Below are 26,124 nucleotides of genomic sequence, written 5' to 3'. Positions count from 1 at the left end.
AGCCTCAGGCGGCGTCGCTCAGGGCGGGATCCGGCTCCCACCGGTAGGTGTCCGGCGTGCAGCCGTGCAGGAGGGCCAGGTCGATGGCGTCGAACACGGCCTGACGGGGTCCGATCTTGCCGAGCTGCCGGGCCGAGATCGCCAGCCGTACGGTGCCGCCACGCCGCGCCGTGCGCTCGGCGGACAGCACCAGCGTGCGACACCACCACGGGTCGGTCAGGAAGCCGGCACCGATGCCGAGGACCCGGGTCCGTTCGGTGTGCTCACGCACCAGGTCGGTGACGCTGGTCATCCCGACGAGCAGCCGGAACCCGTTGCGTGGCAAGGCCAGGACAGTGCCCTCGGATACCGTCCAGCCCGGTGCGGCGAACAGGCGGGTGCGCAGGTGCAGGTGTTCGAGCACCCGGTCGGCGGCCATCAGGCGCAGGTTGGCCTCATGCGCGGGCAATGTCGCGAACTCGCTGCGGCGTGCCTTGGTGGCGGCCTCGTCAAACCCCTGCAGGACGATGGCGTCGCCGCCGGCGCGGCGTTCGGACAGCCAGCCCACCGTGCGCGCGTCGGACTCCAGCCGGTAGCCGCCCTTGAGCCGCGGCGCGACCAGCAGTGACACCGGGATGCCGCGGGCGTCGAGGTCCTCGCAGATGGCGTCGACATCGCTCAGGGTGCGGTCTCTGATCCCGGAGATCGAGACGATCAGTTCGGCGGTCACGGCTGTCAGTGTCGCAACGTCAGGTGTCGTGACGGTTGCGAACACCCGGACAGCACGTGGCTTTTCCGGGCCGGCTACCTCGGCAGCACGGCCTCGATCGCGCTGACCACCTCGGGGGCGTCCGGTTCGGTGCGGGGACGGAACCGGTTGACCACGCTTCCGTCCGGGGCCAGCAGGAACTTCTCGAAGTTCCACTGGATGTCGCCGGCCTGTCCGTCGGTGTCGGCGGCCTTGATCAGCTCGGCATACAGCGGATGCCGGTCGTCACCGTTGACATCGGTCTTGGCCAGCAGCGGGAAGGTCACCCCGTAGGTGGTCGAGCAGAAGGTCTGGATCTCCTCGGCCGTCCCGGGCTCCTGTCCCATGAACTGGTTGCACGGGACGCCGACGACGGTCAGACCCCGCGCGGCATAGTCCTGGGCCAGCTTCTCCAGCGCACTGTACTGCGGGGTCAGGCCGCATTTGGAGGCGACGTTGACCACCAAGGTTGCGCCATCGGACAATTCGGCCAGGGTGGTGACCTGGCCGTCGAGTGTGGTCAGCGGAATGTTGTTCAGGCTCACCGTCCCGACGCTAGCGGCCCCGCGGGCGGCGCGCTAGAGCCTGGGCCCGCCGAACAGGCTGTCGGTCTGCCCCTGCCCGTGGTTGGCGGCGTCGGCGGTGGCCAGGATCCAGGCGTACTGGAAGGCCGCCTCCTTCCAGCGCTCGTATCGACCGCTGATACCGCCGTGCCCGGCCACCATCTCGGTCTTGAGCAGCACCTTGGCATCATCGGGCTCCAACTGGGCGTGCCGCAGCGCGGCAACCCATTTCGCCGGTTCCACGTAGTACACCCGGGTGTCGTTGAGCGAGGTCATCGCCAGCACCGCCGGGTAGTCCAGGGATGCGACGTTCTCATACGGCGAGTACGCCTTCATGTACTCGTAGACATCCTTGTCCGCCAACGGATTTCCCCACTCGTCCCATTCGGTGACGGTGAGCGGCAGGGACGGGTCCAGAATGGTGGTCAACGGGTCGACAAACGGGACCTGGGCCAGCACGCCGGCGAACAGGTGCGGTGCGATGTTGAGCACCGCACCCACCAGCAGACCGCCGGCGCTGCCGCCCAGGGCGACCAGATTGCCCGGCCGGGTCAGATCGGTGAGCACCAGATGTTCTGCGACCGCGACGAAATCGGTGAAGGTGTTGCCCTTGCGCAGCAGCTTGCCGTCCTCGTACCAGGGCCGGCCCAGCTCGCCGCCGCCACGCACGTGTGCGACGACGAACACCATGCCGCGGTCGAGCAGGGACAGCCGCGCGATCGAGAACCGGGGATCCTCGCAGGACTCGTAGGCGCCGTAACCGTACAGCAGCGTCGGCGCGGGGAACGCCAACCCGGCGCGGTGCACGATCGAGATCGGGATGCGGGCACCGTCGGCCGCGGTCGCCCAGTCGCGGCGCTCCACGTAATCCTCGGGCCGGTAGTCACCGAGCACGGGTTGTTCACGCAGCAGGGTACGTTCGCCGGTCACCATGTCCAGGTCGTACACCCGCACCGGGATGACCCAGGACACCGCACCCACCCGCAGCTTGGGTGATGACCAGTTCGGGTTGCCGCTCAGCCCGGCCGACATCAACTCGGATTCGAACTCGATCTCCGCGGGTGCGCCGTAGCTGCCGTCGGATCCGATGGGCCACAGCTGAATCCGCGGCAGCGCCTCGCGTCGGTAGCTGACCACCAGATGCGTCTCGAACGCGTCGACGCCGTCGAGTCGGACATCGTCACGGTGTTCGATCAGGGTGCGGAACGCGGTCGGATCGTCGACCGGGGCCTCGACCAGGGTGAAGTTCACCGCGCCGTCGTTGTGCAGGATCAGGAAGCGGTCCTGCCCGCCGACCACCGCATGCTCGACGGAATATTCGATACCGTCGCGCCGCGGAAGCACCACGGTGAACTCGGCTTCCGGGTCACCGGCATCGGCGTAGCGCACCTCGGAGGTGATGGCGCTGCCGGCGGCGATGATGACGTACTTGTTGCTGCGGGTGCGACCGACGCCGAGCCAATACCGTTCGTCGGCCTCGTGATACACCTTTTCGGCGGGCAGGCCGGCGGCCAACCGGTGCCGCCACACGGTGTCGGGGCGCCAGGCCTCGTCGACGGTGGTGTAGTACACCGAATGGTTGTCCGCACCCCAGGTCACCCCGGCGCCGATCCCGACGATGGTGTCCTCGTACAGTTCGCCGGTGCGTAAATCCTTGAAACGCAAGGTGTACCGCTCGTCACCCTTGACGTCCACCGAGTAGGCCAGGATGTTGCCGTCGACGCTGACACTGACCGCGCCGAGGGAGAAGAACTCGTGCCCGTCGGCCTCGATGTTCTCGTCGAGCAGGATCTGTTCACCGGGGACCGCGGTGTTCTCGTCCAGTTCGGGCGGGGTCCAGTCGTCGGGGCCGCCGATGGGGCAACGGCAGTGCACGCCGTACTGCTTGCCCTCGAAACTGCGGGCGTAGTACCACCAGTTGTCGCGCCGGGTCGGCACCGACAGGTCGGTTTCCTTGGTACGCGCCTTGATCTCGTCGAAGATGCGCTGCCGCAGCGGGGCCAGCACCGCGGTCGCCGCCTCGGTATGTGCGTTCTCGGCCTCCAGATGGGTGATGACCTCCGGATCGGCCTTGTCGCGCATCCATTCGTAGTGGTCGATGAAGACGTCGCCGTGGTGCTCGCGGCGGTGTTCGACCCGCTTGGCGACCGGGGCGTTCACGCTCCGATCCAATCGGTGAAGCTCAGGCCCGAAATCCGCTCGTAGGCCTCGATATAACGCGCACGGGTTGCCGCGGCGATCTCGGCAGGCAACGGCGGCGGTGGGGCGTCACCGTGCCGGTCCCAGCCGGAGTCCGGGCCGGTCAGCCAGTTCCGGACGAATTGCTTGTCATAGCTGGGCTGCACCACACCGACCTGATAGGAGTCCGCCGGCCAGTACCGCGACGAGTCGGGAGTCAGCACCTCGTCGGCCAGCACCAACCGACCGTCGGCATCCACCCCGAACTCGAACTTGGTGTCGGCAACGATGATGCCCTTGCTCAGCGCATGCTCGGCGGCCTTGGCGTAGATGCCCAACGTCGCCTCGCGCAGCTCGGCGGCCCGTCCGGCGCCGACCAGCCCGACCACGGCGTCGAAGGAGACGTTCTCGTCGTGCTCACCGATCTCGGCCTTGGTGGCCGGGGTGAACAGCGGCTGATCGAACTTGCTGGCCTCGACCAGCCCGGCGGGCAGCTCGATCCCGCAGACCGAACCGGACTTCTGGTAGTCCAGCAGCCCGGAGCCGGTCAGGTAGCCGCGGGCGACACATTCCACGGGCAGCATCTCCAGCGAGCGGACCACCAGCGCACGGCCCAGCACGTCCGCGGGGATGCGCTCGTCATCGGGCGGGCCCGCGAGGTGGTTGGGCACGCCGAGGTGATCGAAGAAGAACACGCTCATCGCGGTCAGGATCCGGCCCTTGTCCGGGATCTGGGTGTCCAGGATGTGGTCGAAGGCCGAGATGCGGTCGGAGGCAACGAACAGCAGGTGGTCGGCGTCGATGCGGTACAACTCGCGTACCTTGCCGCTGGCCAGATGCTGGTAGTCGGTCAGAGCTGGGCGCATTGATCCACCCTATGTGCTGGGATCGAAAGTATGAGACTGCGGTACCTGCCCTACGCCACCCGGCCCGGTCGGCTGCTGGCCCAGATCGTCAGCGATATCGCGGTCCTCGTCTGGACGTTCGTCTGGGTGGTGGTGGGCACCGGGGTGTATTCGGCGGTGGCAACCATCGCCGAGGTGGGCCGCCAGGTGCAACAAGGTGCCGACGGGGTGTCCGGCAGTCTCGGTTCGGCCGGCGACAGCGTCGACGATGTGCCGTTCATCGGTGACGGACTCAGCGGCCCGTTGCGCGCCGCCAGTGACGCCGCGGCCGAGATCGCCGGTGCAGGTCAGAACCTCGACAGCACCGCGACCTGGTTGGCCTGGCTGCTCGCGATCGCGGTGGCGGCGACGCCGATCGTGACGGTGGGTATGCCGTGGCTGTTCCTGCGGATCCGGTTCTTCCGGCGCAAGCTGACGGTGTTGACGCTGGCTTCGACGCATGCCGGGCAGGAACTGCTGGCCATGCGGGCGCTGGCGAACCGGCCGTTGTCCAAGCTGACCGCGGTGGACCCGGACCCGATCGGCGCCTGGCGCCGTGACGACCGCCCGGCGATCCGCGGGCTGGCGCTCCTGGAGCTACACGCCGCCGGGGTGAAGCTCTGACAGGTTCGTGAGTTAGCGTGCCCTTATGTCGGGGGCGATTGCGGTCAGCACGCGGGACCGACGCCTCACCGGCCTCATCCTCACCACCGCCGCGCTGGCCGCCATGTGCGTCCTCAGTCTGGCCGTCGGCACCGAAAGCGTCGCGCCGTCGACGGTGTGGCATGCCGTCATCGACTACACCGACACCGGTGACCAGTGGATCGTGCACGACCTGCGCATCCCGCGGACCATCCTGGGCATCGTCGTCGGGATCGCGCTCGGACTGTCCGGCGCGCTGATCCAGGGACTGACCCGCAACCCGCTGGCCGACAGCCAGATCCTGGGCATCGAATCGGTGGCCGGGCTGTTCGTCGTCGCGGCGATCGCGTTCCTGCACCTGAACTCGATGCTGACCTACGTGTGGTTCGCGTTCCTGGGCGCGGCCATCGCCATGGTGCTGGTGTATCTGGTCGGTGCGACGGGCCGGGCGGCGGTCACGCCGGTACGGATGCTGCTGGCCGGGGTGGCAATCGGAGCGGTGGCCGACGGCATTTCGTTCACCATCCGGCTGCAGAACCCGCGGGCGTTCGATTCGATGCGGTTCTGGGACGCCGGCGCACTCGACGGGCGCGGCCTGGACGCGGTGTGGATCGTCGCGCCGTTCATCGCCCTCGGGGCAGTGCTGTGCCTGTACGTCAGCCGTGGCCTCAACGCGCTCGCGCTCGGTGACGATCTCGCGGTGGCGATGGGCGGCAACGTGATCCGCACCCGGGTCCTCGGGATCCTCGCGATCACCCTGCTGGCCGGGGCCGCCACCGCGGCGGCCGGCCCGATCGGGTTCGTCGGGCTGATGGTCCCGCACGCGGTGCGCTGGTTCACCGGGCCGGATTGGCGGTGGATCTGCGCGTACTGCGTCGTCGCCGGACCCGCCCTGCTGCTGGCGGCCGATGTGCTGGGCCGGGTCGTGGTGCGTCCGGGTGAGCTGCCTGCCGGGATCGTGACCGCGTTCATCGGTGCGCCGGTGTTGATCTGGTTGGTGCGCCGCACGAAGGCGAGTGCCCTGTGATCGACTTCGGGCGTCCGCAGCTGGTGCTGCGCCATGAACCCCGGTTGGCGCTGCGCGCATCGTGGCGCAGCATCGGCGTGCTCAGCGGGCTCGGCCTGGGTGCCGTAGTGCTCGCGGTGTTCGCGCTCGGCGTCGGTGAGTACCCGGTATCACCGGCGGAGGTGATCGCGGTCCTGACCGGGTCAGACCAGGGTTTCACCAGTGTGGTGGTGCTGGAGTGGCGAATGCCGCGGATCGTTGCGGCCCTGGTGATCGGCGCCGCCCTGGGGGTGTCCGGTGCCATTTTCCAGGCGTTGACCCGTAATCCGTTGGGCAGCCCGGATGTCATCGGGTTCGGGTTCGGCTCCTACACCGGGGCGCTGATCGCCATCGCCCTGTTCGGTGGTGGCTACTACCTGACCGCGGCGGGCGCGGTGGCCGGCGGCCTGCTCACCGCGACGGCGGTCTATTTGCTGGCCTATCGCAACGGTCTGGCCGGGTTCCGGCTGATCATCGTGGGCATCGCCGTCAGCGCCATGCTCAGTTCGCTGAACCAGTGGATCATTCTCAAGATCAAACTGCACCAGGCGGTGACGGCGGCCATCTGGCAGCAGGGCACGCTCAGCGGGCTGCGCTGGGAGCAGGTGGTGCCGGTGCTGATCTGCGTCGTGGCGGCGGTGGCGTGGTTGATCGGAATCGGACCGCAACTGCCGGTCCTGCAGATGGGTGACGACATCTCCGGCGCGCTCGGGCTGCGACCGGAGCGGGTCCGGCTGGCCTATTTCGGGGCCGGTGTCGTACTGATCGCGGTGGCGACGGCGGCGGCCGGCCCGATCTCGTTCGTGGCGCTGGCGGCACCGCAACTGGCCCGCAGGCTGACCGCGACACCCGGGGTGGGCCTGGTTTCGTCGGCGGTGATGGGTGCATTTCTGTTGTTGGCAAGCGATCTGATCGCCCTGCGGATCTTTGCACCGGCCGAGCTGCCGGTCGGCGCGGTGACCGTGGTGGCGGGCGGGTTGTACCTGGTGTGGCTGCTGATCGTGCAGGCACGGCGGCAGTAGGGAGAACATCGTGACGGAACTGCGGGCGCATGATCTGTCGCTCGGCTACGGGGACACACCGATCGTGGCCGGGTTGACCGCCGAGATCGCCGAAGGCGCCATCACCGCGATCGTCGGCCCGAACGCCTGCGGCAAATCGACGCTGCTGCGCGGGCTGGCCCGGCTGCTGCGACCGGCCGGCGGGCAGGTCATCCTCGACGGCGCCGACATCAGCTCGCTGCGCACCAAGGAGGTGGCCCGCAGGCTGGGGCTGCTGCCGCAGTCGGCGATCGCGCCGGAGGGCATCACGGTCGCCGATCTGGTTGCCCGAGGCCGGTTTCCGCATCAACGGGTGCTGCGCCAGTTCTCCCGCGACGATGAGCGCGCCGTGGCCGACGCGATGGCTGCGACCGGGGTCGACGCCATCTCCGGCCGCGCGGTCGACGAGCTGTCCGGCGGTCAACGGCAACGGGTCTGGGTGTCGATGGTCCTCGCCCAGCAGACCCCGCTCATCCTGCTCGACGAACCGACGACCTTCCTGGATATCGCGCATCAGATCGAATTGCTGGACCTGTTCGCCGAATTGAACGCCACCCAAGGCCGCACCATCGTGGCCGTGCTGCACGATCTCAACCACGCCTGCCGATTCGCCGACCAGATCATCGCGATGAAGGCGGGTCGGATCGTCGCGCAGGGCGAGCCCGCCCAGGTGATCACCGCGGCCCTGGTCGAAGATGTGTACGGGCTGCGCTGCCAGATCATCGACGACCCGGAAACCGGTACCCCACTGGTGATCCCGCGGGCCTCACCGCGGGACAAGGCCCGTCGTCGCAGTTAGGAGTCCGACAGGTCGGCGACCGGCTTGCCTTGTAATGCGTTACTCAGCTGCGGCACCAGTAGGTCGACGGCGTACAGCAGAGCATTGGGTCCGCTGTACGCCAGTGCGCCGGACAGCGTGGATTCCGACCCGGCGAACAGGGTGCGATCCTCGCGCACCACATTCAGGCGCTGGAAGGCCGGCGAGTCGGCCAGCTGTTCCTTGGTGACGCCGTTGATGAACAACACGTCCCCGTCGAGCAGGCTCAGTTTCTCCTGCGAGACGTCGCCGACGGTCTCCTGGGCGCCGAAGCCCAGTTCGTCGAACAGCGCGCGCCGCGGATCACCCTTGCCGATCAGATACGGCGCGTCGACCTCGGAGCTGAAATCGGCGACCAGGGTCTTCTCGCCGAATTCGGGGTGCGCCGTCTTGGCCTCCTCGATCTTGCCGTTGACCTCATCGACCAGATCCTGGGCCTGCTGCTTCTTGCCCAGCGCCGCACCGGTCGTCAGAAGCTGGACGTCCCAGGGTGTTTCCTCATCGGCGTAATCCGCGGACTGGATGACCGTCGGCGCGATCTGGGACAGCTGGTCGTAGGTCTTCTGGTCGATGGTCTCGTAGATCGCGAAGATGACATCGGGTTGCGCCGCGGCGATGGCCTCGAAGTTGATGGTGTCGCCCTCGATCACCGGGACGCCCTTGCCGTCGGTCTCCGCCTTGACCCAGGGGAAGTCGTTGTAGTTGTCGTACCAGCTGCGGGTACCGACCGGGACGACGCCGAGCGCCAGCACGAAGTCCTGGTCGTTCCAGCCCACCGTGACGATGTTCTGCGGGTTTGCCGGGACTTCAGTCCCTCCGAATTTGTGTGCGATGGTGACGGTTTCGACCGCTTCGGCATTGTTCGCCGGGCTCTCCGAGTTCTCCGGGGATGAGCAGCCGGCCAGGGCCAGACTCACGGCCACCAGGGCCACCGCGATACGCGAGGTGTTGAGCATTAGGTCACCCTAACCCACATATCACCCTGCGATTTGCGCACATTCAGTAACACTCGGCGTTACAAAGTGTGCGCAAATCGCCACGGGTGGAACCGTTCGGCGGAGCACTGCGTCCAAATGAGCATGATTGCCCAGTTGCTCCGCGATCACGACGGTGTGATCACACTCGCCCAGGCCAGAGAGGTCGGCTTGAGCCGTCAGACGGTCTATCGCAGGGTCCGCTCCGGACTCTGGCTGCGCTGCTCACCCGGGGTGTATTTCGTCGATGACCGGCCGCTGACCGACCATGCCCGCATCCGGGCGGCCATCTGGGGATACGGCCCGCGGGCGACCGGCAGTGGAATGTCCGCGGCCTGGTGGTGGGGCCTGACGAAGTATCCGCCCGAGGTCGTCGAGGTGACGGTGCCGGCGGTCAGCAATCCCCCGAAGCGGTATGGCATCCGCACCCGACGGCGGGACCTCGAACCCGCCGACTGCACCGTCCGCGACGGACTGCGACTGACCGCACTCCCGCTGACCATCGTCGAAGCGGCCGCACGCCCCGGCGGCGGGATACGCATCATCGACACCGCCCTGCAGCGACATCTCCTGGATCTGCGCGAACTCTGGCGGGCGCACCTACGTAACACCGGCCGACATGGCTCACCGACCGCTCGCGCATTGCTGCGCGCCGCCGACGACGGCGCCCACTCCGTTGCGGAACGCATTCTGGTGAAGCTGCTCCGCGAGGCCGGTATCACCGGATGGAAGGCCAACCAGCGCGTCGGGCGTTGGGAGGTGGACGTTCTCTTCGGCGTTCTCAAGATCGCGATCGAGGTGGACGGACTGGCCTCCCACTCCGACCACGATGACTTTCAACGGGATCGGGTCAAGCAGAACGAACTCGCCCTGATGGGATACCAGGTGTTGCGATTCACCTGGCTGGACCTCACCGAATACCCCGAGCGGGTGATCGCCGAAGTCCAGTTCGCTATCCGCCGTGCAACCGCCGCAGCCAACTCCCGAACGGGTGCCGCACGGTGACCGACCCCAACCGGACCTTGCCCCGCACGATGACGTGCAGCTGCTCCGACCGCGGTGCGCCACGCACCTTCAGCGTCGCGCTGGCCGCGACGGTGTCGATGCCGTTGAGGTCGGCGGTGCATCCGGGCGGCACGATCAGTTCGGTGGAGCTGCAGTAGTCGTCTATGACGATCTCGACCACCGGCCCGGGCAGCACCGCCGAGGTGAAGTCCAAGGTGGTGCTGCACATCCGGGTCTGCAGCTGCAGCACCGGTGCGGCAGTCCACTGTCCGCGTCGCTCGATGGCGGTCATCCAACCGGTCAGCTGTTCGGGTGGCAGCTGCGGGCGGGCCGGCACACCCAGCTGCGTGGTGGGCAGGTCGGCGAGCACCACCCGCAACTCACCGCGGGTGCGCGCGGCCAACGCGGTATCGGTCCGGTCGGCGAACTCGTCGAGCGACAGCATGCCCGCCGAGACGGCACGCTCCAGCAGCCCGTTCACCCGTGCCCGGTCGGCGTCGGAGACGCGGACATGGTCGTCGTTACCAGCGTCCATACTTTTCAGGGTAACGATCAGCCGAACTCGACGACCATGTGCCGGATACCGGTGTGCCGGTTGCTACGGGTCCACTCGACCGGCTTGACGAGCCGGAACTCACCGAACCTCGCCAACAGCTCCTCGAACATGACGCGCAGTTCCAGGCGGGCCAGGTTCGCGCCCAGGCAGTAGTGCACCCCCTGACCGAAACCCAAGTGCGGATTCGGCTTTCGGCCGATGTCGAAGACGTCCGGATCGGCGAACACGGCCGGGTCGCGGTTGGCCGAGCCCTCCCAGATCTGCACCTTCTGGCCGGGTTCGATCGCACATCCGCCCAGTGTCGCGGGCTCGGTGGCGGTGCGGCGCTTGGACGGTGACGGGGTCGTCCACCGCACCATCTCCTCGATCGCGCCGGGCAGCAGGCTCGGGTCGGCCTGTAGGCGGGCCAGCTGATCCGGATGCTCGATGAGGGCCAACAGTCCGCCTGCCACGGCATTGCGAGTCGTCTCCGCGCCGGCGCTGAACAGCAGACTGAAGAACAGATAGAGCTCCAGATCGCTCAACTCTGCATCAGTGGCGTTGGCGACCACGGACAGCATGTCGTCGGTGGGCGCGGCCCGTTTCGCGGCGATGAGTTCCATACCGTAGCCGTACATCCGCGATCCGGCCTGCTCGGCCGTCAACTGCCCCACCCGCGCGCTGCGGCCGGATCCGAAGTCGAACTGCGGCTCAATCGCCTCGAAGAGCCAATGCCGTTCGGAGTCAGGCACTCCCAACAGTATGCAGATCATCTGCATCGGCAGTTCGGCGGCCACCTCGACCAGAAAGTCGAGCGGGGCACCGGGTTCCACGGTATCGAGCAATGCCCGTGACCTGACCCGCAGATCGTCTTCGACCCGGGCGATCATCCGCGGGGTGAGGCCCGAACTGACGAGCCGGCGGATCTGCGCGTGCCGCGGATCGTCCATCATGTTGAGCACCTGACCGGCGACGGCCAGATCCTGCAGCAGGGTGCCACCGTAGGGCCGCGATCCACCGGTCACGGAGGAGAAGGTGACCGGATCACGCAGCACGGCAAGGGTTTCCGCGTAGCCAGCCACCGACCAGAAGGCTTGGCCGTCGGGGGTGTGCTCGGTCGGTTCATGCCAGTAGACCGGCGCCTCGACCCGATGGATGCGGAACAGCTCGTGCGGGAAGCCCGCCGCGAAATTGTCCAGATCGGTCAGGTCGGCAAGGGTCACAGAATGGCGCCCGAGGTGTACTTGGCCGCCTCCGGGAACCGGCTGACCAGTTCGTCGACCGCGGCGACCACCCCGTCGACCTGGGCACCGGCGGCACCGGTGAACGCCGCCTTGTCGGCCAGCGCGGCCTCCAGCGCGATGCGGTCCAACGGCAGTCGCGGATCGGCGGCCAGCCGGTCCAGCAGATCGGGCTCCTGGCCCTTCTCCCGCATGGCCAGCGCCACGGCCACGGCATGCTCCTTGATGACCTCGTGGGCGGTTTCGCGGCCCACCCCGGTGCGGACCGCGGCGATGAGGATTCGGGTGGTCGCCAGGAACGGCAGGTAGCGGTCCAGCTCACGCTGGATGACGGCCGGGTAGGCCCCGAACTCGTCGAGCACCGTCAGGAAGGTCTCGGTCTGCCCGTCGATCGCGAAGAACGCATCCGGCAGCGCGACCCGGCGTACCACCGAGCAGAACACGTCACCCTCGTTCCACTGCGCGCCTGCCAGCTCGGCGGCCATCGAGGCGTACCCGCGCAGGATCACCTGCAGCCCGTTGACCCGTTCGCAGGAACGGGTGTTCATCTTGTGCGGCATGGCCGAGGAACCGACCTGGCCGGGCGCGAACCCCTCGGTGACCAACTCATGGCCGGCCATCAGCCGGATGGTGTGGGCGAACGAGGACGGCCCGGCACCCAGCTGCACCAGCGCAGAGACCACATCGTGGTCCAGTGAGCGCGGGTACACCTGCCCGACGCTGGTGAAAACATCGGTAAAACCCAGGAATTCGGCGACGCGGCGCTCCAGTTCGGCCAGCCGCGCATCGTCCCCGTCGAACAGGTCCAGCATGTCCTGGGCGGTGCCCATCGGGCCCTTCACCCCGCGCAGCGGGTAGCGGTCGATGAGCTCACGCAACCGGGTGAGCGCCACCAGGGTCTCCTCGGCCGCCGAGGCGAACCGCTTGCCCAGCGTGGTGGCCTGGGCGGCGACATTGTGCGAACGACCGGCCATCACCACATCGCGGTAGACCACGGCCCGCTCGGCGAGCCGGGCGACGACGGCAACCCCGTGCGCGAACACCAGCTCCAGCGATTGCCGGATCTGCAGCTGCTCGACGTTCTCGGTCAGGTCGCGGCTGGTCATCCCCTTGTGCACGTGCTCGTGGCCGGCCAGCGCGTTGAACTCCTCGATGCGGGCCTTCACGTCGTGGCGGGTCACCCGCTCACGGGCCGCGATCGAGGCCAGGTCGACGTTCTCGCACACCCGCTCGTAGTCGGCCACGACACCATCGGGCACCGGGATGCCCAGTTCGGCCTGGGCACGCAGCACGGCCAGCCAGAGCTTGCGCTCGGCGATGATCTTGTTTTCCGGTGACCAGATCGCGGCCATCTCATCGCTGGCGTAGCGGTTGGCCAGAACATTCGGGATCGTCACGGACAACCAGCTTAGGGGGCGTCCCCGAGGTGGGTCGGATCGGTGATGCCTTCCCCGCGGATGCCGAGCTGCCGGTTGATCAGCGTGGTGACGCCGAACAGCACGATGCCGGTCAGGATCAGGATTCCGGCCAGCAGATACTGCTGGGCAGGCCGGCCGGAGAACGGCAGCACCAGGTACGTCGAGGCCAGGAAGCCGATGACCGGCAGTGCGGTCGGTGTCCGGAAGTGCCCGCCGGTGGCCCGCACGTCGCGGCGCAGCACCAGCACGGCGACGTTGACCATCGCGAACACGGCGAGCAGCAGCAGCGATGTGGTGCCACCCAGGATGGCGATGGCACTGCTGTTGGCGACCGCCGAGACGTAGAAGATCAGGCAGAAGGCGATCAGCGTGGTGAACACGATCGCCACCCACGGGGTGTGCCGCTTCGGGTGGATCGTGCCGAGCACCGGCGGCAGCACATGCTGACGGGCCATGCCGTAGATCAACCGGCTGGCCATCAGCATGTTGATCAGCGCGGTGTTGGCCACCGCGAACATCGAGATGAACGGCAGGATCGCTTCGATCGGCAGGCCGGGTGCGCCGGCCTTGACCACCTCGATCAGCGGGGTCTCGCTCTCGGCGAGCACCCCGACCGGCACCAGCGCGACGGCGACGATCGCCACGATCACGTAGACGACGCCGGCGATGCCGAGTCCGGTCAGCAGCACCTTCGGAAAAATCCGGACCGGGTCCTTGGTCTCCTCGGCCATGTTCACCGAGTCCTCGAACCCGACCATCGCGAAGAACGCCAGTGAGGTGGCCGTGGTGACTGCCAGGAAGGTGCCCTTGTCGGCCGGGGTGTCGAAGGCGACCACCCGGGAGAAGTCGACATCGGCGACCCCGCCGGTGAAGGCCCACAATCCGACCAGGATGACGATGGCCAGGCCGGTGATCTCGACGAAGGTCAGCGCGACGTTGAGTTTGACGCTCTCACCGACACCACGGAAGTTGACGATCGCCAGCATCGCCATGAACAACAGCGCCAGCACCACCACGCCGGCCTTACCCCAGCTGAAGTCGAAGGCGGTGAAGAAGTTGGCCGCGAAGAACCTGGAAGCCGTTGACGCCGAGGTGATTCCGGAACACATCACGACGAAGGCGACCAGGAACGTGACGAACTGGATACCGAAAGCCTTGTGCGCGTAGAGCGCTGCGCCTGCGGCTTGTGGATACTTGGTGACCAGTTCCAGGTAGCTGAACGCGGTGATGGTGGCCACGGCGAAAGCGATCAGGAACGGTAGCCAGGCGGCGCCACCGACCTCCTTGGCCACCTGACCGGTCAACGCGTAGACACCGGTGCCCAAGATGTCGCCCACCACGAACAACAGCAGCAGGCCGGGGCCCATCACCCGCCGAAGTTGGGGTTCCTCCTTGGTTTCCGGCTGTGTCATGCCTGCCCCCTTACCTCAGTCAGACGTGCACGGCCCGATCATCGACGGGTGCGAGCACGTCGATCACATCGATCAGCGTGGCGCGGGCGGTCGCTCGCGGGCCGTCCCCTTCGTCCACCAATGAGGCAACCACAGCTCCGTCCACCGCGCACACCAAAGCGGTGACGAGTTCGGAACGGACCGCCCGGCCGGAGCGCTCGACGACCTCGAGGACGGCATCGGTGCGCTGCCGCAGGATGCGCCGCTGGATGTCCCGCAGCTCGGGCTGGCGTGCGCAGGCGATGAAGCGTTCGTAGCGGGAGATCAGCTGTTCGGACACCCGGGAGCCGGGGTCGTCCCCGACCAGCAGGTCCACCAGTAGGTCCGCCGTCGACTCCGCACCGCGGCGGCGGCGCGACAAGGCCGCCACTTGCAGTTGCAGCTGTTCGGCCTCGCGGATGCCGACATATTCGACGGCTTTGGCGATCAGGTCGTCCAGCGAGGAGAAGTAGTACGTCGTCGAAGCCAACGGCAGACCGGCCCGGGCGGCGACCGCACGATGACGCACCGCGTCGATGCCGCCCTCGCACAGCAGGTCGGCGGCAGCGCTCACCAGAGCGCACCGCCGCCGCTCGCCCTTGGGGGTCACCGCCGCCGTCACGCCTTGCATGGTGCCAGCAAAGCCCCAGTAATTCGGGGGTTTTCGGCAATCATTAAGGCGATACACATGTATCGGGGCGCGACCCGGTGTGCGGCGGTGGCAAGATGGCGCGCATGCCTGCGCCGAATCGCCGAACACTGCTGCGCATGGGCCTGGGTCTGGCCGTGGGCGCATCCATCGCACCGGCGCTCGCCCGGGCGGATCCTGCGCCGACTTATCAGGCGGGTTCGTTCGTCTCCGCCGCGCGCGGTGGCCTGCCGACCAACTGGGCGATCGCCCGACCACCCGGCCAGAGCGCACCACTGCGGCCCGTGATCGCGTTGCACGGCAAGGGAAGCGACGCCGCGACGGTGATGGCGGGCGGCGTGGAACAAGGGCTGGCGCAGGCGGTTGCGGCGGGCCTACCGCCCTTCGCGGTGGTGGCGGTCGATGGCGGCGGCGGGTACTGGCACCACCGCGCCTCGGGCGAGGATGCCGGCGCGATGGTGCTCGACGAACTGTTACCGACGCTGTCCGATCAGGGCCTGGACACCTCGCGGGTGGGATTCCTCGGTTGGTCGATGGGCGGTTACGGCGCGCTGTTGCTCGGGGCCCGACTGGGGCCGGCCCGCACCGCGGCGATCTGCGCCGTCAGCCCCGCGCTGTGGAACTCGGCCGGGGCCGCGGCGCCGGGCGCGTTCGACGATGCCGAGGATTACGCGGCCAACAGTGTGTGGGGCCTGCCGGCCCTGGGATCGATCCCGCTGCGTATCGACTGCGGTGACAGCGATCCGTTCGCATCGGCGACCCGTCAGTTCATCGCGCAGTTGCCGAATCCGCCTGCGGGCGGATTCTCCCCGGGTGGGCACGACGGCGGATTCTGGAGCGCGCAGTTGCCCGCCGAGATCACCTGGCTGGCCCCGCTGCTGGTCAGAGGCTGATCCGCCCCTCGGCCGCGGCCTGTCCGATATCGGTGCGAAAGTGACTGCCGGGCAACTTGATCGAACCGGCCAGCCGATAGGCGGTGGCACGCGCGGCGTCGAGGTCCGCACCGGTTCCGACCACCGACAGCACCCGGCCGCCAGCCGACACCACGGCACCGTCGTCGCGACGGGCGGTGCCGGCATGCAGCACACCCTCGGCCTCGGCACCGCCGATGACGTCGCCGGTACGCGGCCGGCCCGGATAGTTCTCCGCGGCGATGACGATGGTGACGGCGGCACCGTCACTCCATTCGAGATCACCGAACGACGCCAGCGTCCCGGTGGCGGCGGCGTTGAGCAGGCCACCGAGCGGGGATTGCAGCAGTGCCAGTACCGCCTGGGTCTCGGGATCACCGAAACGGCAGTTGAACTCCACCACCGACGGTCCCGCCGAGGTGATCGCCAGCCCGGCGTACAGCAGCCCCGAGAACGAGCTGCCTCGGGAAACCATCTCGGCAGCAACGGGTTTGACGATCTCGTCGACAATCTGGGTGACCGTCTGCGCGGGCAGCCAGGGCAGCGGGGTGTAGGCGCCCATGCCGCCGGTGTTCGGACCGGAGTCGTTGTCGCCGACACGCTTGAAGTCCTGGGCGGGCAGCAGCGGGACGACGGTCTCGCCGTCGACGACGCAGAACAGGGAGACCTCGGGGCCGTCCAGGAAGGATTCGAGCAGCACCGGGTGGCCGGAGTCCAGTAGTCCGGCGGCATGCGCGCGGGCAGCGTCGCGGTCGGTGGTGACGACGACACCCTTCCCCGCGGCCAGGCCGTCATCCTTGACCACCCAGGCGGCCTGACCAGCAGGCGGACCGAAGCGGTCCAGGGCGGCATCGAGGTGGGCGGGGGTGTCGACGATCTCGCTTCCGGCGGTGCGGACCCCGGCAGCGTTCATGACGTCTTTCGCGAAGGCTTTCGAGCCCTCGATGCGGGCGGCATCCTTGGACGGCCCGAAGCAGGCGATCCCGGCGGCGCGCAGCGCATCGGCCACTCCGAGCACCAACGGCACCTCCGGCCCCACCACCACCAGATCGGCCTGCACCTTCTTGGCGAGCTTGACCACCTCGGCGCCGGAACTGATGTCGACCTCGTACTGGTCGGCGATGGTGCCGGTGCCGGCATTGCCGGGGGCTATGCCCAACCAGTCGACCTGCGGGTCGCGCCGCAGGGCGAGCAGCAGGGCGTGTTCACGGGCTCCGGATCCGATGACGAGGACGCGCACGAGTGCCAACCCTATCCGCACCGGCGGCCAACCGTATCCGGGTCCACGGCCATACACTTGGCGATTGCATGTATGGTCGATGCAACAAGTGCGGTAGGTCACAGAGAAGGGCTGCTTGATGACGACGATGGATGCGTGCCCGTTCGGGGCCGACGGTGCCTCCCCCCGTGTCGCTCCGCTCCTACCCCCGGGGTATGACTTCACCGACCCCGAGGTGCTACTGCGCGGCATCCCCGTCACCGAGTTCGCCCACCTGCGCAAAACGGCCCCCATCTGGTGGAACGCGCAGGGCGAATCGATCTTCGACGACGGCGGCTACTGGGTGGTCAGCCGGCACGAGGACGTCAAGACCATCTCGCGCAACAGCGGCGATGTCTGGTCGACCAACGCCAAGGGCGCGGTGATGCGCCTGCCGGACGGCATCACCGCCGACCAACTCGACCTCACCAAGGCACTGCTGATCAACCACGACGCTCCCGAGCACACCCGGTTGCGCAAGTTGGTGTCCCGGCTGTTCACGCCGCGTTCGGTGGCCGCGCTGGAAGAAAAGCTGGCCGTGGCGGCCCGCGACATCGTCGCTGCCGCCGCAGCAAAGGACTCGGGCAACTTCGTGGACGATGTCGCGATGCCGCTGCCGCTGCAGGCGATCGCCGACCTGATCGGTGTGCCCGAGGAGGATCGCGAGAAGATCTTCCACTGGTCGAACTGCATCATGAACACCGATGACCCGGACTTCGACAGCGACCCGACGACGGCCAACGCCGAGTTGATGGGCTACGCATACAACATGGCCGAGCAGCGTCGGAAGTGCCCGGCCGATGACATCGTCACGCGGCTGGTCCAGGCCGACATGGGAGATGAAGCTGGCGAGGGCATCACGGAGGTCGAGTTCGCGTTCTTCGTCATCCTGCTGGCCGTCGCAGGTAACGAGACCACCCGCAACGCCATGACACACGGCATGAATGCCTTCCTCGAAAACCCGGACCAATGGGAGCTTTTCAAGCGCGAGCGGCCCGACACCGCGATCGAGGAGATCATCCGGTGGGCCAGCCCGGTGCACTGCTTCCAGCGCACAGCGCTGGTCGACACCGAGGTCGGTGGGGTCGCCATCGGCGCCGGCCAGCGGGTCGGGCTGTTCTACAGTTCGGCCAACTATGACGAGGACGTCTTCACCGACCCGTTCCGTTTCGACATCCTGCGCAACCCGAATCCGCACCTGGCCTTCGGGGGCAACGGCGCACATTTCTGCATCGGCGCCAACCTGGCCCGCATGGAGATCAAGCTGATGTTCAACGAAATCGCCAACCAGATCCCGGACATCACCAAACTGGCTGAACCGCAGCGGCTTCGGTCGGGCTGGATCAACGGCGTCAAGGACCTGCAGGTTTCCTACTCCTAGCTCGCTACAATTCCCCGCGTGCGAACCCACGGATGGTCCGGCGCCGCGCCGGCCAGCGACGACGAGGCCGTCGCGCGCATCCTCGCCGCCGCGGGCAAGGCGATCGATGAGCGCGGCGCCGACTTCTCGATCGCCGACGTCGCGCGCACACTGGGTGTCACCCGACAGACGGTCTATCGCTACTTCCCCAGCACCGATGCCCTGCTGATGCAGGCCGGCCTGCTGGCCGCGACCGATTTCCTGGAGCGCGTCGCCACCCATATCCAGGGTCTGACCGACCCGGCCGAGGCAGCCACCGAGGCGGTGGCCACGGCGCTGGAGTGGATTCCCAAGGACAAGCACATCGGGTTGCTGCTGGCGCCCGAACGGTCGAGCGCGCTCACCGAATCGGTGACCTCCGATGTGGCATTACAGTTCGCCCAGGCACTGGTCCGGCGTTTCGATGTCGATTGGGCCGCAGCCGGATTGGATGATGCCGCGGTCGACGAACTCTCCGAGCACCTGCTGCGCATCATCCAGTCGTTCGTCATCGACCCCGGCCGGCCCCCGCGGACCGGCGAGCAGCTGCGAGCCTACCTACGGCGCTGGGTCGCCCCGGCACTCTCCCGGCCCTGAGCGATTTGTGGAGTTTTGTCGGAATGGTTCCTACATAGACTCCACAAATCACAACTAGACGACGGTGAGCGGCAGCGACTTGCGCTCCTCGAACACCCAGGATGCGCCACCGCTGAATTCGCACACCTCGACCTCGGGCAGTTTCTTGGCCGCGGTGTCGGTTTCGATGACACGCACGGTCCAATCGGTCTCGGTACCGGACAGCTCGGCCCGCAGGTGCGGGTCTACGGCCTGCACAATGGCCTGGATCGGCGCGTCGGCGACCGGGGAGACCAGCGAGATCCAGATGCCGTCCTCGTAGGCGGGCGACCGTCGCACGTGTACGAAGTCCGGGGCGACATCGGCGGACACATAGGCAGCCGGATTGAGCAGCGGGTGCAGTTCCAGCACCCGCAGTGCCCCCGCAGTGTTGGCCGGCAGCTTCAAGGCCTTGTGGATCCGCCCGGCGGCCACCCCGGCAATGCCGATCAACTGCTTGGTGCGAATCGAACGGGCCAGTGCCGCATCGTCCTTGGCACGCTTCTCGACGGCGATGTTGAACGACTTGACCAGCAGGTGCATCTGGATACACACCTCGTCGGCGATCCGGACGAGGGCCGAATGCGAAAACGCGGCGAAGTCGACATCGGCGAGCAGATCTCCCGAGTAGTCGGACATGCCTTCATCATTCGGATCGATCGGATCGAGCTCGCACGCATGCGCGTGAGTGGCACTGACAAGATCCATCTCGGGGATGAACGGCACCTCGGGGTAGGACTCGTCGATGATGACGGTCCACCGGCAGTGCGGATGCTGGTCGGACGGCGTGCGGGGCGGCCGGTGGATGGGTCGGACCTGCGCCTTGCGGTTGGTGGCCAACGCGGTGGCATCGAAGGTGGGGTCCTCGATGTCATGGCACATGCCCTTGACGTAGTCGGGGCCCATCGGCTCCACGTCGAGCAACGCGCCGCAGTGATCCAGATAGAACTCGCCGTGCCAACGGTCGTACACCACGTAGCGGAAGTCCATGAATTGCGGCGGCGCACCGATGTCGAGTTGCAGCCCCTTGAACAGGGTGAAGATGTCGACGCCCTCGTACTTGAGCGCCTTCTGCATGCGCCGGGTGTAGAGCGGACTGGACGCCGCCCACTCCTCGATGGCGATCTGCAGCATCTCCTCGCGGCCGAACGACGAGATGCACCAGGCCATCCCGGACCGGTCGATCAACTGACCGATGAGCAGCAGCTCCGGGACCAACGTCGCCAGCTCGTCGCGCGAGAGCGCGGCATACCTACTCATCATCGAGCGACTTCCCGGAGTGCATCTTCACCGCGGCGTTGACATTGGCTCGCTTGTCTTCGGCCGCATCTTGGCCACCGCCCTTCGCTGCCGCTTTCGCCCGGTTGCGCACCACCTTGCTCACCGCACCGTCCAGCTTGGAGCCCAGCGGGAACCCGAGGTAGTGGGTCAGGAACACCGCAACCTCCTTGAGTTCCTCGGCGGTGATCTCCCCGTTGTGCAGGGCGGCGTTGACCTGGATCTCCGCAAGATCGGAGTTGCCGACCGCGGTCACCGCGGCCAGCGTCAGCAGCCGTTTGTCCCGCATGGACAGGCCGGGACGGGTCCAGATGGTGCCGAACAGATGCTCGACGGTGAGATCGAAGTAGGGATCGCCCTGGATGTCGGGCATCTCCCAGCCGTACACCTCGTTCATCTTCTGCAGGCCCTGCCTGCGACGGTCGTCGGTCACTGCCTCACTCCTTCGTATGCGGCACGCCGAGTCCGGCGGCCAGGTCCCGCAGTGCGATCTCAGCCAGCGGCAGGTCGACACCGCTCGCCTCGCCCATCGCCAGCGCCAAACCGAGATCCTTCTCGGCCAGCCCACGCGTGTGAACGAACATGTTGTATAGGAAGTGTTCGTTACCAAGAGGTTTGGTGTCATCCCGAGCCATGATCGCCCCGGGACCGCCGCTCTGCGCGTCGCTGTGACGCACCACACGTCCGAGTTTCTGCAGGTCGATACCGGCCGCCTCGGCGAGCTGCTGCGCCTCGCAGGCCGCCGCAAAGCCGATGAAGGTCAGCATGTTCCGGGCGATCTTCATCCGGGTGCCCGCACCGGGCCCCCCGGCCCGCACGACCATCGACGCCCATTTCTTGAACACCGGTTTGACCAGCTCGTAGGCCTCGTCGTCGGCACCGACCATGACGGCCAGCTCACCCTTGTCGGCAGCACCGGCGCCACCGCTGACCGGGGCATCGACGATGTGGATGCCCTTGGGCGCCAGCTGTTCGGCCAGCTCTGGAGCAGTGCCCGGCTCGATGGTGGAATGGATCGCGATGACGGTGCCCGGGGCGGCATGCGCGCCGAGTTCTCCGACGACGTCGCGCACCTGGGCGTCGTTGAGCACGGTCACGCTGATGACATCGGCCTTGGCAACGTCGGCGATGTTGTCCGCCAACGAAGCTCCGAGTTCGGCGAGCGGGGTCATCGCCTCGGTGCGAACATCGAAGACGATCAGGCCGTCGGGCCAGTCGGCGAGCCGCTTGGCCATGGGCGCACCCTGATTGCCCAGACCGATATAACCGAGCTTCATGACCGGATGATCTGTCCGCCGTCGACGTTGAAGATCTGCCCGGTGATCCACTTGGCCTGATCCGACAGCAGGAACAGGCACATTCCGACCAGGTCCTCGGGCTGTCCCATCCGCGACAGCGGAATGCCCTTGACGATATCGGCGACCATTTCCTGCGGTGTGGTGGTGCGGTTGGCCTCGGTGTCGATCGGGCCCGGTGCGATGGCGTTGATCCGGATGTTCTGGCCGCCGAGTTCGCGGGACAGCTGCTGGGTCAGGCCGTTCACGCCAACCTTGGCCAGTCCGTAGAAGTTGGCATAAAGCCATGCCGCGGTAGAGGACTGGTTGACGATCGCACCGCCGCCCCGCTTGGCCATCTTCTTGTAGACCGCCCGGGTGCACCACAGCGCGCCGTCGAGGTTCACGCTCATGAACTTCTTGTAGTACTCGGGGTCGACGGTGACCAGGAAGTCGAGCTTCATGCCACCGAAGATCGCAGCGTTGTTGACCAGGTAGTCGATACCGCCGAACTCCGAGAGCGTCTGCGCGGCCATGTCCCGGGCCGACTCGGGATCGGACACGTCGACCCGCACGGCCAGGGCGTTGCCGCCCTCACCCAAGATAGCGTCGGCGACCTTCTGCGCCCCTTCGAGGTTGATATCGGCGACCACCACGGCCGCGCCCTCACGGGCCAGTGCTTCGGCGTAAGCCTGACCGATCCCGCCGCCCGCACCGGTCACGATGCCGACCTTGTCCTTGAACTCCGCGTACTGCCCCATACTTGATCTCCTTATTTCGCCAGCGTGGCAATGAGTTTGGTCTCCAGGTACTCCTCGAAGCCGACCACACCCATCTCGCGGCCGACCCCGGACTGCTTGTAACCACCGAACGGCGCATCCGCGGAATACCAGATGCCGCCGTTGACGTTCACGGTGCCGACCCGCAGCCGGGAGGCCACCGCCTGGGCGCGGTCATCGTCACCGGAGAACACCGTGCCCGACAACCCGTACGGCGAGTCGTTGGCGATGCGCACCGCGTCATCGTCACCGTCGTGGGCGATCACGGTCAGTACCGGGCCGAAGATCTCCTCGCGGGACACCTTGGCCGAATTGTCCAGGCCGGCAATGACGGTCGGCTCGATGAAGAACCCGGTGTCCAGATCGGCCGGACGGCTACCGCCGCAGGCGAAGCGGCCGCCCTCGGCGATCGCGGAGTCCAGGTAACTCTGGATCCGGTCGCGCTGGCGTGCCGAGATGACCGGTCCACACACGGTGCGCTTGCTGTTGGGGTCACCCGGCTTGATGCCGCCGAGGGTGGCGGCCGCCGCCTCGACGGCCGCGTCGTACTGCGCGCGCGGGACCACGAGTCGCGTGGTGATGGCGCAGCCCTGCCCGGCGTGCATGGCGACGGTGAAGGCTGCCATGGCGCAGGCACCGCCCAGATCGGCATCGTCGAGCACCAGGAACGCCGACTTGCCGCCGAGTTCCAGGAACACCTTCTTGATCGTGACGGCGGCGTCGGTCATCACCGCGCGCCCGGTGTTGGTGGATCCGGTGAAGGACACCATGTCCACCCGCGGATCCTGGGACAGCAGCGCACCGACGCCGTGATCGTCGGACGTGACGATGTTGATGACCCCTGGCGGGAAGTCGGTGTGCTCGGCGATGACCTCGCCGAGCACCGCGGCGGCCCACGGGGTGTCCGGGGCGGGCTTCAGGATGAGCGTGTTGCCTGCGGCCAGCGCCGGCCCCACCTTGGCCAGGTTGATCTGGTGCGGGAAATTCCACGGGGTGATGGCGCCGACGACACCCACGGCCTCGCGGGCGACCACACGATTGGTCGGAATGCCCTGCGGTGTCGCGTATCCGAGATCGCTGCGCCACTGATAGTTCTCGGCGGTGTCGGCAGAGAACGCGAGATCGTCGATCGGGCCTTCCAGTTGGGCGCCGGAAGTCAGCATCCGCGGGGCCCCGACCTCCGAAATGGTCAGTTCGCGCAGCTCCTCGACATTCGCCTGGAGCGCCTCACGCAGTTGGCGCAGGCACCGCACCCGCAGTTCGGTGTTGGTCGACCAGTCGGTCTCGTCGAAGGCCACCCGCGCCGCGCCGATGGCCGCACTCATGTCGGTCTCGTCGGCGTTGGCCGCGACACCCAGCACCTCTTCGGTCGCCGGGTTGATGGTCTCGAAGGTGCCGCCGTTTCCGGAGACGAGCTTGCCGTCGATCAGCAATCGGCTCTCACGGTCCGCCAGAATCGCCATCCCACTCCTAGATCATTCCTGGACAAGTGTCTGACTACATTTCTCCGAACCATAGCCGCACGGTCGATACGGTGGCAAGGCTCGACACCTCCGCATTGCCTATTTCGGCAGATTCGATGCCGCTGTGCAGGGAATTTAGGTGCAGAGCTTGCTCCTCGCCGGTGTTGTCGGATAACTTGGACATGTGTCCAGCAATTCGGTGGTGACCGTCACAGACGGCACGGGCGGCGAGCAGGCGGAAACGACGCGCAACCGGCGCCAGGAGGAGACCTTTCGCAAGGTCATGACCGCCGGCATGGAGATGCTGCGCGAGACGTCCTACGCCGACCTGACGGTGCGCGCCGTCGCCGCGCGGGCCAAGGTTGCCCCGGCCACCGCATACACCTACTTCTCGTCGAAGAACCATCTGATCGCCGAGGTATACCTCGACCTGGTCAAGCAGGTGCCGTACTTCACCGACGTGAACGACTCGATGACCACCCGCGTCGACAAGGCCGTCCGGGCCCTGACCCTGGTCATCGCCGACGAGCCCGACCTGGCGGCCGCCTGCACCACCGCCCTGTTGAGCGGCAGCAGCGACCCGGCGGTGCGCACCGTGCGCGACCGCATCGGCACAGAGATCCACAAGCGCATCCGGTCGGCCGCCGGCCCCGACGCCGACCCACGCGTCGTCTCAGCCCTGGAGATGACGTTCTTCGGTGCGCTTGTCAATGCCGGCAGCGGCGCGTTCACCTACCACCAGATCGCCGACCGACTCACCTACGTCGTCGGATTGATCCTGGGCGAGGAGTAACCATGAGCTCACCCACGGTCGACCTGATCCTCGATCCGTACAACTACCACTTCCATGAGGATCCCTACCCCTACTACAAGCGTCTGCGCGACGAAGCCCCGCTCTATCACAACGAGGACCTCAACTTCTGGGCACTGTCGCGGCACGCCGATGTCGTCGCCGGCTTCCGCAACAGCGTGACGCTGTCCAACCGGCACGGCGTCTCACTGGATCCGATCTCACGCAATGACGAGGCGCACCGCGTCATGTCGTTCCTGGCGCTCGACGATCCGGGTCATCTGCGGCTACGCACCCTGGTGTCCAAGGGTTTCACCCCGCGCCGCATCCGCGAGCTGGAAGGCCGCGTCACCGAGATCGCGCACCAACACCTCGATACCGCGCTGCAGACCGAATACTTCGACTACGTGGACGAATTCGCCGGCAAGTTGCCGATGGACGTCATCTCCGAACTGATGGGTGTGCCCGAGGAGGACCGGGTCCGCATCCGCGCCCAGGCCGACGCGGTGATGCACCGCGAGGACGGTGTCGCCGACGTGCCCGACTCGGCCATCGCCGCCTCGGGCGAGCTGCTGATGTACTACGCCGACATGGTCAAGCAACGTCGCCGCAGCCCCACCGATGATCTGACCTCGGCGCTGGTAGAGGCCGAGATCGATGGCGACCGGCTGACCGATGACGAGATCATGGCGTTCCTGTTCCTGATGGTCGTCGCCGGCAATGAGACCACCACCAAACTGCTTGCCAACGCCGCATATTGGGGCCACAAGAACCCGGGTCAGTTGGCCCCGGTCTTCGACAACCACGAGCTGGTGACCCCATGGGTCGAGGAGACCCTGCGCTATGACGCCTCCAGTCAGATCCTGGCCCGGCTGATCGCCGAGGATCTGACGTTTTATGACACCACCGTCCCGGCCGGCGATGTCCTGGTGTTGCTGATCGGTTCGGCCAATCGTGACGAGCGGGTCTTCGAGAACCCGGACGAGTACCGCATCGATCGCGAGATCGGCTCGAAGACCGTGAGTTTCGGTAGCGGCGCCCACTTCTGCCTCGGCGCGCATCTGGCGCGGATGGAGGCCCGGGTGGCGCTGACCGAGTTGTTCAAGCGAATCCGCGGATACGAGGTCGACGAGGACAACGCCGTCCGCGTCCACTCCAGCAGCGTCCGCGGGTTCGCTCATCTCCCCATCACAGTCAAGTACCGCTGAG

The 26,124-nt window shown here is 67.1% G+C and carries 26 protein-coding genes; 10 read left to right on the top strand and 16 right to left on the bottom strand.

Translation table 11 applies throughout. The annotated features are described in order from the left end of the window. Positions 1-4 precede the first annotated feature (4 nt). From ACLBYA_RS14330 to ACLBYA_RS14315, 4 genes are all read right to left on the bottom strand, one after another. A complete protein-coding gene (locus ACLBYA_RS14330; RefSeq protein WP_447710081.1) occupies positions 5-709 on the bottom strand; it encodes a DUF2334 domain-containing protein in 705 nt (234 codons plus the stop codon). 74 nt (positions 710-783) lie between these two features. Beyond that, positions 784-1,272: a glutathione peroxidase gene (locus ACLBYA_RS14325; RefSeq protein WP_447710080.1), complete on the bottom strand. Its 489-nt coding sequence runs from the start codon at positions 1,270-1,272 to the stop codon at positions 784-786. A 33-nt stretch (positions 1,273-1,305) separates the two neighbouring features. Further along, on the bottom strand, positions 1,306-3,450 hold the full coding sequence (locus tag ACLBYA_RS14320; RefSeq protein ID WP_447710079.1) for a S9 family peptidase: 2,145 nt from the start codon (positions 3,448-3,450) through the stop codon (positions 1,306-1,308). Further along, positions 3,447-4,334 (bottom strand): phosphoribosylaminoimidazolesuccinocarboxamide synthase, encoded by an 888-nt coding sequence (locus ACLBYA_RS14315; protein WP_447710078.1) that lies wholly within the window; start codon positions 4,332-4,334, stop codon positions 3,447-3,449. The genes ACLBYA_RS14320 and ACLBYA_RS14315 overlap by 4 nt, the downstream gene beginning before the upstream one ends. A 30-nt stretch (positions 4,335-4,364) precedes the next feature. Here ACLBYA_RS14315 and ACLBYA_RS14310 point away from each other — a divergent pair, with 30 nt between their 5' ends. Genes ACLBYA_RS14310 through ACLBYA_RS14295 form a run of 4 tightly spaced genes read left to right on the top strand, consistent with a single transcriptional unit; the run spans position 4,365 to position 7,878 of the window. Beyond that, the gene (locus ACLBYA_RS14310; RefSeq protein ID WP_447710077.1) at positions 4,365-4,976 is read left to right on the top strand and encodes a hypothetical protein; all 612 of its coding nucleotides are present in this window, start codon (positions 4,365-4,367) and stop codon (positions 4,974-4,976) included. 25 nt (positions 4,977-5,001) lie between these two features. After that, positions 5,002-6,021, top strand: coding sequence for a FecCD family ABC transporter permease (locus ACLBYA_RS14305; RefSeq protein WP_447710076.1), 1,020 nt, complete (start codon positions 5,002-5,004; stop codon positions 6,019-6,021). Next, positions 6,018-7,061 carry a FecCD family ABC transporter permease gene (locus tag ACLBYA_RS14300; RefSeq protein WP_447710075.1) on the top strand — a complete coding sequence of 348 codons (1,044 nt, stop codon included), beginning with the start codon at positions 6,018-6,020 and terminating at the stop codon, positions 7,059-7,061. The genes ACLBYA_RS14305 and ACLBYA_RS14300 overlap by 4 nt, the downstream gene beginning before the upstream one ends. A 10-nt stretch (positions 7,062-7,071) precedes the next feature. Next, the gene (locus ACLBYA_RS14295; RefSeq protein ID WP_447710074.1) at positions 7,072-7,878 is read left to right on the top strand and encodes an ABC transporter ATP-binding protein; all 807 of its coding nucleotides are present in this window, start codon (positions 7,072-7,074) and stop codon (positions 7,876-7,878) included. On the opposite strand, the gene ACLBYA_RS14290 is transcribed toward ACLBYA_RS14295, so the two are convergent. Next, complete coding sequence (locus tag ACLBYA_RS14290; RefSeq protein WP_447710073.1) at positions 7,875-8,852, bottom strand: ABC transporter substrate-binding protein; 978 nt, start codon at positions 8,850-8,852, stop codon at positions 7,875-7,877. The two genes, ACLBYA_RS14295 and ACLBYA_RS14290, sit on opposite strands and share 4 nt — an antisense overlap. Before the next feature lie 123 nt (positions 8,853-8,975). Here ACLBYA_RS14290 and ACLBYA_RS14285 point away from each other — a divergent pair, with 123 nt between their 5' ends. Next, entirely contained in the window at positions 8,976-9,875 is a 900-nt protein-coding gene (locus tag ACLBYA_RS14285) for a type IV toxin-antitoxin system AbiEi family antitoxin domain-containing protein (protein ID WP_447710165.1), read from the top strand. On the opposite strand, the gene ACLBYA_RS14280 is transcribed toward ACLBYA_RS14285, so the two are convergent. The 5 genes from ACLBYA_RS14280 to ACLBYA_RS14260 are packed head-to-tail and all read right to left on the bottom strand — an operon-like array spanning position 9,823 to position 15,130. Beyond that, positions 9,823-10,410 carry a DUF1707 SHOCT-like domain-containing protein gene (locus tag ACLBYA_RS14280; RefSeq protein WP_447710072.1) on the bottom strand — a complete coding sequence of 196 codons (588 nt, stop codon included), beginning with the start codon at positions 10,408-10,410 and terminating at the stop codon, positions 9,823-9,825. The two genes, ACLBYA_RS14285 and ACLBYA_RS14280, sit on opposite strands and share 53 nt — an antisense overlap. Before the next feature lie 17 nt (positions 10,411-10,427). Further along, on the bottom strand, positions 10,428-11,633 hold the full coding sequence (locus ACLBYA_RS14275; RefSeq protein WP_447710071.1) for a cytochrome P450: 1,206 nt from the start codon (positions 11,631-11,633) through the stop codon (positions 10,428-10,430). Further along, the gene (purB, locus tag ACLBYA_RS14270) at positions 11,630-13,048 is read right to left on the bottom strand and encodes an adenylosuccinate lyase (RefSeq protein WP_447710070.1); all 1,419 of its coding nucleotides are present in this window, start codon (positions 13,046-13,048) and stop codon (positions 11,630-11,632) included. Before purB ends, ACLBYA_RS14275 begins: the two co-directional genes overlap by 4 nt. 11 nt (positions 13,049-13,059) lie before the next feature. Then, complete coding sequence (locus tag ACLBYA_RS14265; protein ID WP_447710069.1) at positions 13,060-14,481, bottom strand: APC family permease; 1,422 nt, start codon at positions 14,479-14,481, stop codon at positions 13,060-13,062. A gap of 19 nt (positions 14,482-14,500) precedes the next feature. Then, the gene (locus ACLBYA_RS14260) at positions 14,501-15,130 is read right to left on the bottom strand and encodes a TetR/AcrR family transcriptional regulator (RefSeq protein WP_447710068.1); all 630 of its coding nucleotides are present in this window, start codon (positions 15,128-15,130) and stop codon (positions 14,501-14,503) included. Between the two features lie 95 nt (positions 15,131-15,225). Here ACLBYA_RS14260 and ACLBYA_RS14255 point away from each other — a divergent pair, with 95 nt between their 5' ends. Then, complete coding sequence (locus ACLBYA_RS14255; RefSeq protein WP_447710067.1) at positions 15,226-16,041, top strand: alpha/beta hydrolase; 816 nt, start codon at positions 15,226-15,228, stop codon at positions 16,039-16,041. Here ACLBYA_RS14255 and purD read toward each other — a convergent pair. After that, on the bottom strand, positions 16,031-17,299 hold the full coding sequence (purD, locus tag ACLBYA_RS14250) for a phosphoribosylamine--glycine ligase (RefSeq protein WP_447710066.1): 1,269 nt from the start codon (positions 17,297-17,299) through the stop codon (positions 16,031-16,033). The two genes, ACLBYA_RS14255 and purD, sit on opposite strands and share 11 nt — an antisense overlap. 118 nt (positions 17,300-17,417) lie before the next feature. Between purD and ACLBYA_RS14245 the strand changes: the two genes are divergently transcribed. Next, positions 17,418-18,698 carry a cytochrome P450 gene (locus ACLBYA_RS14245; RefSeq protein WP_447710065.1) on the top strand — a complete coding sequence of 427 codons (1,281 nt, stop codon included), beginning with the start codon at positions 17,418-17,420 and terminating at the stop codon, positions 18,696-18,698. An 18-nt stretch (positions 18,699-18,716) separates the two neighbouring features. Continuing rightward, positions 18,717-19,313: a TetR/AcrR family transcriptional regulator gene (locus ACLBYA_RS14240; RefSeq protein WP_447710064.1), complete on the top strand. Its 597-nt coding sequence runs from the start codon at positions 18,717-18,719 to the stop codon at positions 19,311-19,313. A 54-nt stretch (positions 19,314-19,367) separates the two neighbouring features. Here the strand turns inward: ACLBYA_RS14240 and ACLBYA_RS14235 are convergent, their stop codons facing one another. The 5 genes from ACLBYA_RS14235 to ACLBYA_RS14215 are packed head-to-tail and all read right to left on the bottom strand — an operon-like array spanning position 19,368 to position 24,125. Beyond that, positions 19,368-20,594, bottom strand: coding sequence for a hypothetical protein (locus ACLBYA_RS14235; protein ID WP_447710063.1), 1,227 nt, complete (start codon positions 20,592-20,594; stop codon positions 19,368-19,370). Next, the gene (locus ACLBYA_RS14230; RefSeq protein WP_447710164.1) at positions 20,584-21,006 is read right to left on the bottom strand and encodes a carboxymuconolactone decarboxylase family protein; all 423 of its coding nucleotides are present in this window, start codon (positions 21,004-21,006) and stop codon (positions 20,584-20,586) included. The genes ACLBYA_RS14235 and ACLBYA_RS14230 overlap by 11 nt, the downstream gene beginning before the upstream one ends. A gap of 40 nt (positions 21,007-21,046) precedes the next feature. Next, positions 21,047-21,886 carry an NAD(P)-dependent oxidoreductase gene (locus ACLBYA_RS14225; protein ID WP_447710062.1) on the bottom strand — a complete coding sequence of 280 codons (840 nt, stop codon included), beginning with the start codon at positions 21,884-21,886 and terminating at the stop codon, positions 21,047-21,049. Then, a complete protein-coding gene (locus ACLBYA_RS14220; RefSeq protein WP_447710061.1) occupies positions 21,883-22,644 on the bottom strand; it encodes an SDR family oxidoreductase in 762 nt (253 codons plus the stop codon). The genes ACLBYA_RS14225 and ACLBYA_RS14220 overlap by 4 nt, the downstream gene beginning before the upstream one ends. Positions 22,645-22,655: 11 nt before the next feature. Next, positions 22,656-24,125, bottom strand: coding sequence for an aldehyde dehydrogenase (locus tag ACLBYA_RS14215; protein WP_447710060.1), 1,470 nt, complete (start codon positions 24,123-24,125; stop codon positions 22,656-22,658). Between the two features lie 184 nt (positions 24,126-24,309). On the opposite strand from ACLBYA_RS14215, the gene ACLBYA_RS14210 reads away from it, so the two are divergent. Both ACLBYA_RS14210 and ACLBYA_RS14205 read left to right on the top strand, forming a co-directional pair. Continuing rightward, a complete protein-coding gene (locus ACLBYA_RS14210; protein WP_447710059.1) occupies positions 24,310-24,918 on the top strand; it encodes a TetR family transcriptional regulator in 609 nt (202 codons plus the stop codon). A gap of 2 nt (positions 24,919-24,920) precedes the next feature. Further along, positions 24,921-26,123 carry a cytochrome P450 gene (locus ACLBYA_RS14205; RefSeq protein WP_447710058.1) on the top strand — a complete coding sequence of 401 codons (1,203 nt, stop codon included), beginning with the start codon at positions 24,921-24,923 and terminating at the stop codon, positions 26,121-26,123. Position 26,124 lies beyond the last annotated feature (1 nt).

Source organism: Mycobacterium sp. C31M (assembly GCF_053345865.1).
The sequence above is the reverse complement of the archived record's forward strand: the minus strand, read 5'-3'. Positions and strand labels throughout refer to the sequence as shown.

Coding starts and splice junctions, on each gene's coding strand:
- ACLBYA_RS14280 (WP_447710072.1), bottom strand. CDS start 10,410: ATGGACGCTGGTAACGACGACCATGTCCGCGTCTCCGACGCCGACCGG.
- ACLBYA_RS14215 (WP_447710060.1), bottom strand. CDS start 24,125: ATGGCGATTCTGGCGGACCGTGAGAGCCGATTGCTGATCGACGGCAAG.
- ACLBYA_RS14230 (WP_447710164.1), bottom strand. CDS start 21,006: ATGAACGAGGTGTACGGCTGGGAGATGCCCGACATCCAGGGCGATCCC.
- ACLBYA_RS14255 (WP_447710067.1), top strand. CDS start 15,226: ATGGCGCGCATGCCTGCGCCGAATCGCCGAACACTGCTGCGCATGGGC.
- ACLBYA_RS14265 (WP_447710069.1), bottom strand. CDS start 14,481: ATGACACAGCCGGAAACCAAGGAGGAACCCCAACTTCGGCGGGTGATG.
- ACLBYA_RS14310 (WP_447710077.1), top strand. CDS start 4,365: ATGAGACTGCGGTACCTGCCCTACGCCACCCGGCCCGGTCGGCTGCTG.
- ACLBYA_RS14260 (WP_447710068.1), bottom strand. CDS start 15,130: ATGCAAGGCGTGACGGCGGCGGTGACCCCCAAGGGCGAGCGGCGGCGG.
- ACLBYA_RS14315 (WP_447710078.1), bottom strand. CDS start 4,334: ATGCGCCCAGCTCTGACCGACTACCAGCATCTGGCCAGCGGCAAGGTA.
- ACLBYA_RS14305 (WP_447710076.1), top strand. CDS start 5,002: ATGTCGGGGGCGATTGCGGTCAGCACGCGGGACCGACGCCTCACCGGC.
- ACLBYA_RS14220 (WP_447710061.1), bottom strand. CDS start 22,644: ATGGGGCAGTACGCGGAGTTCAAGGACAAGGTCGGCATCGTGACCGGT.
- ACLBYA_RS14235 (WP_447710063.1), bottom strand. CDS start 20,594: ATGATGAGTAGGTATGCCGCGCTCTCGCGCGACGAGCTGGCGACGTTG.
- ACLBYA_RS14290 (WP_447710073.1), bottom strand. CDS start 8,852: ATGCTCAACACCTCGCGTATCGCGGTGGCCCTGGTGGCCGTGAGTCTG.
- ACLBYA_RS14245 (WP_447710065.1), top strand. CDS start 17,418: ATGACGACGATGGATGCGTGCCCGTTCGGGGCCGACGGTGCCTCCCCC.
- ACLBYA_RS14225 (WP_447710062.1), bottom strand. CDS start 21,886: ATGAAGCTCGGTTATATCGGTCTGGGCAATCAGGGTGCGCCCATGGCC.
- ACLBYA_RS14205 (WP_447710058.1), top strand. CDS start 24,921: ATGAGCTCACCCACGGTCGACCTGATCCTCGATCCGTACAACTACCAC.
- ACLBYA_RS14285 (WP_447710165.1), top strand. CDS start 8,976: ATGATTGCCCAGTTGCTCCGCGATCACGACGGTGTGATCACACTCGCC.